General features: G+C 38.5%; 11 protein-coding genes. All 11 read right to left on the bottom strand.

All coding sequences use genetic code 11. From position 1 onward, the window contains the following. The 11 genes from BN1068_RS10325 to mnmE all read right to left on the bottom strand — a co-directional run bounded on the left by BN1068_RS10325 (window position 1) and on the right by mnmE (window position 12,539). Window positions 1-684: a response regulator transcription factor gene (locus BN1068_RS10325; protein ID WP_077602778.1), complete on the bottom strand. Its 684-nt coding sequence runs from the start codon at window positions 682-684 to the stop codon at window positions 1-3. Between the two features lie 105 nt (window positions 685-789). Beyond that, window positions 790-1,677, bottom strand: a complete 888-nt coding sequence (locus tag BN1068_RS10330) for a metal ABC transporter permease (RefSeq protein WP_077602779.1) — start codon at window positions 1,675-1,677, stop codon at window positions 790-792. Beyond that, window positions 1,674-2,600 (bottom strand): metal ABC transporter permease, encoded by a 927-nt coding sequence (locus BN1068_RS10335; protein WP_077602780.1) that lies wholly within the window; start codon window positions 2,598-2,600, stop codon window positions 1,674-1,676. Before BN1068_RS10335 ends, BN1068_RS10330 begins: the two co-directional genes overlap by 4 nt. Then, a complete protein-coding gene (locus BN1068_RS10340) occupies window positions 2,575-3,339 on the bottom strand; it encodes a metal ABC transporter ATP-binding protein (protein WP_397334250.1) in 765 nt (254 codons plus the stop codon). The genes BN1068_RS10335 and BN1068_RS10340 overlap by 26 nt, the downstream gene beginning before the upstream one ends. A gap of 1 nt (window position 3,340) precedes the next feature. After that, on the bottom strand, window positions 3,341-4,291 hold the full coding sequence (locus BN1068_RS10345; protein ID WP_077602782.1) for a metal ABC transporter solute-binding protein, Zn/Mn family: 951 nt from the start codon (window positions 4,289-4,291) through the stop codon (window positions 3,341-3,343). Window positions 4,292-5,063: 772 nt separating this feature from the next. Then, window positions 5,064-5,903 (bottom strand): ParB/RepB/Spo0J family partition protein, encoded by an 840-nt coding sequence (locus BN1068_RS10350; RefSeq protein WP_077602783.1) that lies wholly within the window; start codon window positions 5,901-5,903, stop codon window positions 5,064-5,066. Further along, window positions 5,884-6,657, bottom strand: coding sequence for a ParA family protein (locus BN1068_RS10355; protein ID WP_077602784.1), 774 nt, complete (start codon window positions 6,655-6,657; stop codon window positions 5,884-5,886). Before BN1068_RS10355 ends, BN1068_RS10350 begins: the two co-directional genes overlap by 20 nt. A 277-nt stretch (window positions 6,658-6,934) precedes the next feature. Then, window positions 6,935-7,792 carry a nucleoid occlusion protein gene (gene noc, locus BN1068_RS10360; RefSeq protein WP_077602785.1) on the bottom strand — a complete coding sequence of 286 codons (858 nt, stop codon included), beginning with the start codon at window positions 7,790-7,792 and terminating at the stop codon, window positions 6,935-6,937. 631 nt (window positions 7,793-8,423) lie between these two features. Beyond that, window positions 8,424-9,140 carry a 16S rRNA (guanine(527)-N(7))-methyltransferase RsmG gene (gene rsmG / locus BN1068_RS10365; protein WP_077602786.1) on the bottom strand — a complete coding sequence of 239 codons (717 nt, stop codon included), beginning with the start codon at window positions 9,138-9,140 and terminating at the stop codon, window positions 8,424-8,426. Between the two features lie 106 nt (window positions 9,141-9,246). Beyond that, window positions 9,247-11,133 carry a tRNA uridine-5-carboxymethylaminomethyl(34) synthesis enzyme MnmG gene (mnmG, locus tag BN1068_RS10370; RefSeq protein ID WP_077602787.1) on the bottom strand — a complete coding sequence of 629 codons (1,887 nt, stop codon included), beginning with the start codon at window positions 11,131-11,133 and terminating at the stop codon, window positions 9,247-9,249. 29 nt (window positions 11,134-11,162) lie between these two features. Further along, the gene (gene mnmE, locus BN1068_RS10375) at window positions 11,163-12,539 is read right to left on the bottom strand and encodes a tRNA uridine-5-carboxymethylaminomethyl(34) synthesis GTPase MnmE (protein WP_077602788.1); all 1,377 of its coding nucleotides are present in this window, start codon (window positions 12,537-12,539) and stop codon (window positions 11,163-11,165) included. Window positions 12,540-12,794 lie beyond the last annotated feature (255 nt).

Below are 12,794 nucleotides of genomic sequence, written 5' to 3' on the forward strand. Positions count from 1 at the left end.
TCACCTCTGATCACCAGCCAGACGTACACCAAGCCCCCAGATAGTTTCAATATATTCTTCTTCTGAATCTAACACAGCAATCTTTTTCCGCAAATTACTCAGCTGCGCATTTAAAGAATTATCTCCCGGCAAATAGCTCTCCTTCCAAATTGCTTCGTATAATTGCTCTTTCGTAAAAATCTGGTTCGGGTGTGCTAATAGATATGTTAAAATCTCAAATTCTTTTTTACCAAGACGCACACTTTCCCCTTCACGCAAGATTTCAAAATTAGCCATATCTACAACAATATTTTTTACAGGCCGTAATCGATCTGCTTTGGATTCCTGTCTGAAATGGCGTAACTGGACCATCACTCTGGCCAATAGTTCATCATCGTCAAATGGCTTCGTAATATAATCATTGGCCCCATTCAGCAAATATTCACTGACAAGCCTTTTCTCCCCTAAAGCCGTCAGCATAATCACAGGCACTTGACTGGTTTTGCGAATCTCTGATAATACTTGATCTCCATTTTTCCCTGGCAGCATGATATCCAGTAAAACCAAATCAGGAGATTCCTGTTGAAATAATAGTAATCCTTCTGTTCCAGAATACGCTCCTGCCACATGATAGCTCTCTGATAACAGGTCTGCTATCAGATGATTGATTTCATTATTATCTTCTATTACTAAAATTTTCGCCATACACTGATTTCTCCCGCTATTTTTCTTTTATAAATAGTATAGCAAATAAAAAAGGAATTCCATATCCTGTCTCAGATATGAAATTCCTTTATTTCACAAAATATTTTATGCTTCCTGTTCTTCTCTAAGCTCTGCCGGCCGGACCCACCTTGAAACCAGACCATGCTTTGGCGAGAGCAGGAAGGTTACGAAAAAGATACATCCTGTCGCAAGTGCCATGGAGCCGGAAATGGATGTATCCAGCCATGTAGCAATCCAATAACCGATAATAGCGGATAATACACCGAATCCGCCGCTGAGAAACAGCATCACGATTAACTTATCTGTCCATAGATAAGCTGCCGCTGCAGGTGTAATCAGCATCGCAACCACGAGTATAGCACCGACTGCGTCAAAGGAAGCAACCGTTGTTACCGATACAAGCGTCATAAATAAATAGTGAAAGAATATCACCGGAATTCCTAAGCTCGCTGCCAGCGCCGCATCAAAGGAAGTAATTTTCCATTCTTTATAAAAAGCAACAATAAAGAAAATTACTACTAACAGTACGAGTAAAAGTAATGCTGTCGCTTTGGGAATAGATCCAATCAGTGGAAGATCCATCGTTGTAAATGGAATAAATGTAATCTCCCCCATCAGAGCGTGTTTTACATCTAAATGGACGTTACCAACCGAGGTAGAGATCAGAATAACACCAATAGCAAACAGCGACGTAAACACAATACCTAACGAGGCATCATGCCGAACCTTCAAGCTGGATAATGTTTGGACCAGGAACGCAGTAAGGATACCTGCAAAAATACCACCTATCAGCATTGCTGGCCCGCTGACCTCCTGTGTGACCATATAAGCTAATACAATGCCTAATAATACAGTATGGCTGATTCCATCTGCCATCATGGCCTGTTTTCTAAGAATAAGGAAGACCCCAATCAACCCGCAGGATAAACCAACCAGAGAAGCTGTTAAAATAATCCACATGGAGTAGCTCATTGTGATCTTCCTCCTTTCCCTGTCATAACTTGCTGATGATCCAGACGCGAGGATCGCTGCTGCATTTTAAATTGGATATATCGAATAACAATCCCATGCTCTTTTCCGAAAAATAAGGATATAGTAAAAACTGCTGCGGAAGTAAGTACGATAAATGGTCCGGTTGGCAGACCGCTTCCAGTTGAACTTACCCATGTACCAAACGCACCGGATAATCCCCCAATAACGGAGGATAGTAATATCATCATTTTAAAAGAATGGGTCCAATACCTTGCGCTCACAGCTGGAATAATTAACATAGCCGCCATTAAAATAACACCGACAGCCTGTATGCCAATAACAATCGTTGTTACAAGCACAATGGTATAAAGCACATTCATACCGCGTATGGATAATCCGATACCTTTCGCAAAATCAGGATCAAATAAAAATAATTTCCATTCCTTAAAAGCAATAAATATGATAAAAATAACAATCGCTGCCAGTACAACCATGGTAATCACATCGGAACGTACCATTGCCGCAGCCTGCCCGTAAATAAAGTTATTTAATCCACTCTGATTTCCTCCGGGAGAACGGTTGGCAATTGCCAAAAGCATCACTCCGACACCGTAAAAGACGGATAATGTCATCCCCATAGCTGTGTCTTCTGTAATTCGGCTTGCACTCGTAAACCATTGAATAAAGAATGCTCCCAACAGAGCACTAAGCGCAGCACCAATGACAAGCAATAACAGATTTTTTTCCTGAATAATCAAGAAAGCTACAACAACCCCGGGGAGGGCCGCATGGGACAAGGCGTCACTCATCAGATTTTGTCTCTTCCAATAAGCTAAACAGCCAATCCCTCCGGCAGCAATTCCCAAAATCATTGTACTTGCCATCACCCAAAGCGTATTAATGTGAAGTAGATTGGATAACATACTGATCTCCCTTTCCAACCCATTGCATATCTCCACCATACGTTGTTGCAATATTGTCTTTTGTGAATACTTCTTCTGTTTCACCATGTGCGTATACTGTTTTATTTAAAAATAAAACATGGTCAAAATATTCCGGGACAGTTTGTAAATCATGATGGACGACTAAAACAGTCTTTCCATTGCTTTTTAATTCTTTTAAAATAGTCATAATCGCTTTTTCTGTAGATGCATCTACCCCTGCCAATGGTTCATCCATAAAGTATAGCTCCGCATCTTGAGCCAGTGCCCGCGCTAAAAACACACGCTGCTGCTGTCCGCCTGACAACTGACTGATCTGACGATGTGCGTAAGATTCCATGCCCATCTTCTTTAAGGCATTCATTGCTTTTTCTTTATCTTTTTTTGAAGGAATCCGGAACCAGCCAATCTTTCCATATAGACCCATCGTTACCACGTCCAGCGCATCCGTAGGAAAATCCCAGTCAACCGATCCGCGCTGAGGAACATAACCGATTTTCTTCTTTGCAGCTTTAAAAGAATTGCCCCAAAAGCTGACATTTCCAGTCAGCTTTGGATGGAGCCCTAACATAGTCTTAATTAATGTTGACTTGCCGGCGCCGTTAGGACCGACAATTGCTGTAATCGTTCCTTTCTTCACTTCAAAGCTTACATCATTTAATACTTTATTTTTTTGGTAGGAAGCTGATAAATCATCCACATGTATAACAGATGATAACACTTTACTCATCTCCTCCAGATAATGCATCATAAATTGTATTTATATTGTGTTCATACATTCCGATATAAGTACCTTCTGCTGTACCTTCTTCTCCCATTGCATCAGAGTATAATTCTCCTCCGATTTCAACATCAACACCTTGATTAGCAGCTCCTTCGATTACTGCATTTATTGTATCCTGATTGACACTGCTTTCTACAAAGATAGCTGGAACATGATGTTCTACAATCGTAGCTATTGTATCGTTAACATCAGAAACCCCTGCTTCACTTTCTGTGCTTATCCCTTGCAAGCCCACCACTTCAATGTCATTCATTCTTCCAAAATAACTAAAGGCATCATGTGCAGTGACAAGATAACGCTGATCTTCAGGAATGTCTTGTAATTTTTCTGTTTCTTCTCCTAATGCTTCCAGTTTTTCAAAATATGCCTGTTTATTTTCTTCGAGCTGATCAGCATATTCTGGAGCGTATTCTTTTAACTCCTCCACACCTGCATCCAGTGCCTGCTGCCATAATTCATAATCGAACCATACATGCGGGTCAGTCGCCCCTTCTTCATCCGTCAACAGCTCATCTTCCGGTAACGTATCAGCAATTGCCAACACCGGCTTTTCTTGGCCGATAGACTCTAACGGTTCAACCATATTAGCTTCTAAATTTAAACCGCTATATAATACAACATCTGCTCCTTGCAATTTTGATATATCGCTTTCTGTAGGATCATATAAATGCGGGTCAACTGAAGGTCCCATCAGGCTTTCTACATTAACAAGATCGCCGCCGATTTCAGATATAGGCTCTCCGATTTGTGCAATAGTTGTCACCACTTCAATCGGTTCACCATCCGCAGCGCCTTCTTCTCCTTCATCATTCTCTGAGCCGCAAGCTGCTAATAATAATACCCCCATTAGTATAGCAATGCCCAGTATTCCCTTCCAAGCTCTCTTCATCTTTCTTCCTCCCTCGTTTTTTGCTCAAGGTAAACTTTATTATCTACCACCTACTTTATGCAGTATATTTCATTTTGTCAAGTAAATTTTATCTTGTCTATTATTTTTCCTTAAGGAAACTTTAAATCCATTATATTACAGTTATCGCTTACAACAGTGCTGTGAAAGAATTATTATCAGAATAGTCAAGCTGCCAAAAAATTTATATATAAAATAAGACAGGATAGTTAACCTTATCCTGTCTTACTAATTATTCAGTCTATATTTTATTTTACATTTTGTTCATTATCTGTATTAAGTCAGCTTAAATTTTTAATTTGCGGCTCATTCCTTTAATTTATATTTACTGGATTTATTTTGTCCTACCAGAATTATTTTTTCCTGGTTTCTTAATTCCTTTAATATTCTTTTACTTGTAGCTGATGAAAATCCACAAAGTCTTTCATTCGCTGTAGAAATCTAACTGAGCGCAGACCAACCACGTAGACTCCTAAGTGGTTCACAGGCTAAACCCGTGACTCCCGGGGTTGCGATTACTCACCCCGCCGGAAAGCGTAGTGGTTGGTCGGAGCGGCGCTATACACAATCTCGATTTCAACAACAGTAAGATAATTTAACGAAATGCAAGCAGGATAATAAAGAACATGTTTATCTTGGAATGGTAAGGTATAGAGACTTATTCTCAGGTGTGAAAGTTGAGTAATATACTATATAGAACCAAAAAACCGGTATATTCTCATATAAAATATAGAGAGAATATACCGGCTATTTTTTATTTTTCAAGGTATTCCAGAATCCGATTTAAATCATCATCATTATAAAATTCAATTTCAATTTTTCCCTTTTGCTTTCCTTTATGAATATGAACGGCTGTTCCAAGGGCATCACGAAGCACCGTTTCTCTTTCTTGGATAAATATATCTTTTTTAGGCTTCTTCTTCTGTTTCTTCGCCTGTTTTTCGTTCATTTCTATTATAAGCTTTTCTACTTGCCTTACATTTAACTTCTCTTTGCGTATCTTATTCGCCAAAGCAAGAATAGTTTCCTGCGTCTTTAATCCGAGAAGCGCCCGGCCATGCCCCATCGAAAGCTCCCCATTATTAATATAGGCAATAACTTCTTCAGGCAATGATAATAAACGAATCATATTCGCAATATGTGAACGGCTTTTTCCTAATCTTTCAGAGAGTATATGCTGTGTGATATTCAGCTTCTCTACTAAATTTGCGTAGGCTTGTGCTTCTTCAATTGGAGTCAGGTTCTCACGTTGAAGGTTTTCTAATAACGCAATTTCCATCATACGTTCATCCGTTAATTCCCGGACGATAGCAGGAATTGTCTCGAGCCCAGCTTCTTTCGCTGCCCGGTATCTTCTTTCCCCGACAACAATTTCATAGCCTTTGAGACTTTTTCTTACAATAATTGGCTGAATGACACCATATTCTTTGATAGAATCCTTTAACTCTTCAATAGAGTCTGCTTGAAAGCTCTTTCTTGGCTGATAAGGATTGGGACGGCATTTAGATATTTCAATCTCTTGAATACTATCTTTATTGTCTTTTTCGACTTCTGGAAACAACGCATTAATCCCTTTACCTAACCCTCTCTGCATTTGTCATCACTTCCTTCGCTAAATCAAGATATACCTCTGCACCGCGGGATTTGGGGTCATAGGAGATAATGGGCTGACCATGACTTGGTGCTTCACCTAAACGAACATTTCTTGGAATAATTGTTTCGAATACTTTATCCTGGAAATATTTTTTAACTTCTTCAATAACTTGAATTCCAAGATTAGTACGTGCATCCAGCATTGTTAAAAGAACACCTTCAATCATTAATTCTTTATTTAAATGCTTTTGCACCAATCTTATCGTATTTAATAACTGACTCAGTCCTTCTAATGCATAATACTCACATTGTACCGGGATCATTACAGTATCTGAAGCGGTCAATGCATTAATTGTCAATAACCCTAATGATGGAGGACAATCAATAATAATATAATCATACTGATCTTTTATCTCACCTAATGCAGATTTCAATCGTATTTCTCTTGATATAATGGGAACAAGTTCAATTTCTGATCCTGCCAGCTGTATCGTAGCAGGAATAATATCCAAGTTCTCTAAATTTGAAGAAACAATGACATCTTCTGCTGGAGTATCCTCTACTAACACATTGTAGATACATTGATTAACATCTGCCTTATTAACGCCGACTCCACTCGTTGCATTTCCTTGAGGATCTGTATCAACGAGTAATACCTTATTCCCCAGTGAAGCTAAACAAGCGCTGACATTTACAGACGATGTTGTTTTTCCAACGCCACCTTTTTGATTTGCGATGGATATAATTTTCCCCATGTTCACACCTACCTTACTCGGAGGTTGTTCAAATCTTTCTTGATTAAAAAAAACTTGAGCAATCACTTCTCTATTCACTATCATAGCATTTTTTTATAAATTTCGATGCTTTCTAGTAAATTTTAATTTAATTTTAATATAGAATTATCCAAAGTACCATCTTCAAATTCTTATATAAACAATTAACATACCCTATTATATATTAATTCTCTTCAAAATAAATACCCATCTCAATTTAAGATGGGCTAAAAATGACATAAATGCGATAATACTGCAACTACTTTTGTTTAGGTATTTTGATAGTTATTTGATAATAATCATCCAGTTCCTGTTCGTCTGATTCCACATCAACGCCAGTATCTGATACCATACTGAGTGACTGCCTAATCGTATTCATAGCAATCCGGACGTCTTTATTAATACCTTTTAATTTAGGCTTTGGCTTCTGCTTTTCTTCTTTTGGTTCATTGATTTTAGCAATTCGCTCTTCTGTTTGTTTCACATTCCATTCTTTTTCAAGAACCTCTTTTAACACAAGAAGCTGCTGCTCCTCATCCTTTAACTTAATTAAAGCACGGGCATGCCTTTCTGTAATTAATTTTCCCAGCAAAGCATCCTGTACCTCTTTCGGCAGCTTCAATAGCCGCAGCTTGTTTGCAATTGTAGACTGATTTTTACCAAGACGCTGTGCCAATGCTTCCTGCGTCAAATCATGCAGCTCAAGCAGCTTATTATATGCGATAGCTTCTTCAATGACAGTCAGTTCTTCACGTTGTAAATTTTCAATCAGCGCAACAGAGGCTGTTTCTGTATCGCTCATTTCACGGATAATTGCGGACACTTTCTTCCAGCCTAAATGCTGAACCGCCCGCCATCTTCTTTCCCCTGCAATTAATTCGAAAGAATCGTCATCTATTTTACGAACGACAATCGGCTGGATCATCCCATGTGTGTGTATGGTTTGAGCTAACTCTTTTATCTTCTCTTCCTGAAAAATCGTTCGTGGCTGGTAGCGATTGGCCTGGATTTTATCGATATCGAGTTGAATCACTTCATCTGAAGAATAGGAAACCTTGTCCGTATCAATTGGATCCTTATCGCTTTTTCCAAATATCCGATTAAAAGGACTCACCACTTGCTGACACCACCTTCTAAAATTAGCAAACTATTCATTATTCCATCTATATAAAATAAAAGCTCAAAGCTTTACATAATAATTCTTTTATCAAAGCTTGTTCATGTTAAATTCATACCTGATCTTCACTTAAAAAATAATGTTTCACGTGAAACATTATTTATATTAACTCGTTACTTTATCATTTCTCCTATATTTAAAATAAATAAAGCCCGGTATCAATAATCTGCATTTTAACAAGAATCCTCTGCAATTCTTAAATAAATATTTAGTAAATTTGTACGCTATAAGTGCATGTTCAAAAAGAGCTGAATTGAGTCTTGAAGATGAAGGCATCATATTTTGGTGACTTCTACATTCCCCAACTCAGCCGGGAAATTCCAGTAGAAAGAAATTGCCTCGCCGCTTCATCATCCAGAAACCCTTGAAGCGCTCTCCACGTACATCGTAAATCCACACTTATAACATTCCTATAATATCATCTATACTTCATACAATACAACAACGAACAATCGATATGTATAGTTTTATTTTACCATACCTGCCGCTGAAAAAATATAAAATGAGTTTAAATTATCGAAAGAGTATCTATTTAACCGCTCAAAAAATTTTATCTCTTGTCAGAAAGCATTTATTCAATCGGTTCTTTATTCGGCAAACCTGCTTTTCTGGGATATTTTTTCGGTGTCTTCCGTTTTTTAGCTACTTTAATAATAGAACGTTCGCCCGTATCCTGAGGAAGTGAAAATGTATCAATGGACTCTACTTCCCCGCCAAGCAATTCAATCGAAGCTTTCCCTGCCTTGAGTTCTTCTTTTGCCTGTGATCCTTTCATGGCGATAAAATAACCGCCTTTTTTTACAAATGGGAGACATAATTCACTTAATACAGACATTCTGGCTACTGCTCTTGCAGTTACTAAATCATATTGTTCGCGGAATACCTCATTTTTCCCGGCATTTTCAGCACGATCATGGTAAAATGCGACGTTCGTTAATTCCAGTTTATTCGCTAAATGATTTAGGAAAGTAATCCTTTTTTTCAAGGAATCAATGATTGTTACTTTTAGATGCGGAAAGCATATTTTCAATGGAATACTGGGAAATCCTGCACCTGCGCCAATATCACAAATAGAAAGTTCCTGGGTCATATCTGTGTAAAAAGCCGCAGTAATACAATCATAGAAATGCTTTTCATACACTTCCTCTTCTTCAGTAATTGCTGTTAAATTTATTTTTTCATTCCATTCAACAAGCTCCTTGAAATAAATATCAAATGCTCTTTGCTGTGCTTCATTCAATATTATCCCTTTTTCTTCCAATTTTTGTGCGAATTGTTCTGGTTTCATAATAGTCTCCTTTACCATTCTCTTCTTATATTTATGTATCAAAATAGAAAGCACGATACAATTTAGAAAAATAGCGACGTGTCTATAACGCCGCTATTTTCTTCATTTAATTTGCAATTCGGGCAATATTTCCTTGTTCAATATAAACAAGAAGGATGGAAATATCAGCAGGATTTACTCCTGAAATTCTGGATGCCTGGCCAACAGACAGCGGACGTACTTTTTTCAACTTCTCAATCGCTTCTGTTGCAATCCCGTTGATAGCAGTATAATCAATATCTGCAGGGATTTTCTTATCCTCCATTTTAAGCATTCTTGCTACTTGCTCTCTTGCTTTTTTAATATAGCCTTCATACTTAATTTGAATAGCTACCTGTTCTTTTACATCCTCACTGATATTCTCGCCTTTTTCAATCATTTTCTCCACATGCTCATACGTTAATTCAGGGCGTTTTAATAAATCGTATGCTTTAACTGCTTCCTTCATCGGCACAGCTCCGGCAGATTTCATGACATTTTGTACTTCTTCTGTCGGTTTGACAACAATTTTATTTAAACGTTTCTTCTCAGCTTCCACCTGTTCTTTTTTCACAGTGAAAGCTGTATATCTTTCCTCCGAAATTAGGCCATAGTTGTATCCAATATCTGTAAGACGTAGATCAGCATTATCATGACGCAGCAATAAACGGTATTCTGCACGTGATGTCAGTAAACGATAAGGTTCATTTGTTCCTTTTGTTACTAAGTCATCAATCATAACTCCGATATACGCTTGTGAACGGTCTAAGATAATTGGTTCTTTACCTGTTACTTTTGCTGCAGCGTTCATTCCAGCCATCAAACCTTGTCCGGCTGCTTCTTCATAGCCTGAAGTTCCGTTAATCTGGCCGGCAGTGAATAGGCCTGGTAAACGTTTTGTTTCCAATGTTGGCCAAAGCTGTGTCGGCACTACGGCATCATACTCAATCGCATAACCTGCCCGCATAATTTCTGCATTTTCCAGACCTGGAACGGATTTTACCATTTCATGCTGAACAGATTCCGGTAAAGAGGTGGATAGCCCCTGTACATAGACCTCTTCTGTATTTCTTCCTTCCGGCTCTAAGAAAATCTGATGTCGCGGTTTATCATTAAAACGGACAATTTTATCTTCAATAGATGGACAGTATCTTGGACCTGTTCCGCGTTTCATTCCGGAATACATTGCAGATAATGTCAGGTTTTCATTAATTACCTGGTGTGTAAATTCATTTGTATACGTTAACCAGCAAGGAATTTGATCCTCAATAACTTCTGTCGTTTCATAAGAGAAGCTTTTCGGGTTCTCATCCCCCGGCTGAATTTCTGTTTTTGAATAATCAATCGTATGACTGTTTACACGCGGCGGTGTACCAGTTTTAAAACGTGTCAGGTTAAAACCAAGCTCTTCCAGGTTTTCCGATAATTTAATCGATACACGCTGGTTATTTGGACCACTTTCATATTCTAAATCTCCCATCAGCACTTTACCGCGCATAAATGTTCCGGTAGTGACAATGACAGATTTTGCATAGTAAGCGGCTTTTGTTTCTGTGATAACCCCTTTACAAATACCATCCTCTACAATAAGAGAATTAACCATTCCCTGACGGACAGTTAAGTTTTTTTCGTTTTCAACGAGATTCTTCACTTCCTGCATATATACCGGTTTATCAGCCTGCGCACGCAAGGCCTGCACAGCCGGGCCTTTCCCGGTATTCAGCATCCGCATTTGAATATAGCTTTTATCAATGATTTTCCCCATAATTCCGCCGAGTGCATCAATTTCACGTACCACAATACCCTTTGCAGGTCCACCGATGGATGGGTTACAAGGCATAAAAGCGATCATATCTAAGTTCAATGTCAGCATTAATGTTTTTGCTCCCATCCGGGCAGAAGCATGCGCTGCTTCTATTCCGGCATGACCGGCTCCAACAACAATGACATCATAATTTCCTGCATTGTAAGTCATTTTTTTCTTCCTTTCATTCATTATATAATCTATTTTCCTAAGCAGAATTGAGAAAATAACTGATCAATCAAACTGTCGCTTGCTGTATCACCAATAATTTCTCCCATAAACTCCCACGATCTTGTTACATCTATTTGGACAATATCCATTGGCATTCCAAGCTCAATTGCTTCACGGGCATCATCTAACGCCTGCTTTGCCTGCTTCAGCAGCTGGATATGGCGCACATTGGACACATATGTTAAATCTCCTGCATCTACTTCACCCGAAAAGAAGGTATTAGCAATTGCCTGCTCCAGCTCATCAACGCCCTGCTCTTCAATTAAGGAAGTTGTTACAACAGACTTCCCTTCTGCAAATGCCTTTACCTCTTCTAAATCCAATTTCTGTTCTAAATCTGTTTTATTAATAATAACAATATATTCTAATCCATGAACGGCTTCAAATAATTTTTTATCTTCCTCGCTCAAAGCTTCATTATAATTTAATACAAATAAAATTAAATCTGATTCCTTCAATACCTGTCTGGAACGATCCACACCAATGCGTTCGACGATATCCTCTGTTTCCCGGATACCGGCTGTATCGACTAAACGTAATGGAACGCCGCGGACATTCACATACTCTTCAATAATATCTCTTGTTGTGCCTGGAATTTCCGTTACAATTGCTTTGTTTTCCTGTACTAATGTATTCATTAAGGAAGATTTCCCGACATTTGGCCGTCCAATAATAGCTGTTGCCAGTCCCTCACGCAGAATTTTCCCCTGCGCAGCAACCTCCAGCAGCTTCTCTATTTCGAGCCCTACCTCTTTGGTCTTTTCCTCCATTAAGGTATGTGTCATTTCCTCTACATCATCATACTCCGGATAATCGATATTTACCTCTACATGGGCAACTGTTTCCAGTAATTCCTGCCTTAACGTCTGGATAAGCTTTGATAGACGTCCATCCATTTGCTTTAATGCCACATTCATTGCCTTATCTGTTTTGGCACGGATTAAATCCATAACAGCTTCTGCCTGTGATAAATCAATACGGCCGTTTAAAAAGGCACGTTTTGTAAATTCACCCGGTTCAGCCAGACGCGCTCCTTTTGCCAGCATAATCTCTAACACACGGTTCACAGATACTAAACCGCCATGACAATTAATCTCGACAATGTCTTCCCGTGTAAATGTTTTTGGAGCACGCATCACAGATACCATGACCTCTTCTGCCAGTTCCCTCGTTATCGGATCAACGATTTTCCCATAATGAATGGTATGAGAATCTGTCTCTTTCAGACTCTTTCCTTCAAACACATCAGAGGCTAACGATATTGCTTCTGGCCCGCTTAGACGCACAATTGCAATAGCTCCCTCGCCAATTGGAGTAGATATCGCCGCTATTGTATCTGTATCCATCTTATTCACCTGCCTTACCTTCATTCTATATCTATAATTAATTCGTTAATTTTTATTATCACTAACAACCAAGAATAACATAGATTTAGAAAAAAAGAAACTTATCCACATAGATACTTATTTCGTACTACGTATTCTTGTTATCCACATGTGAATAACGTATTTCTTTTTCTATTAGTTGATAAGTGATATAAAAATATGCTTCAAGCTTATGGAACCGGAACTAAAATTATTTTTTGGAGATGTACTGTTTAT

This window comes from Oceanobacillus sojae (assembly GCF_900162665.1).
GTDB lineage: Bacteria > Bacillota > Bacilli > Bacillales > Amphibacillaceae > Oceanobacillus > Oceanobacillus sojae_A.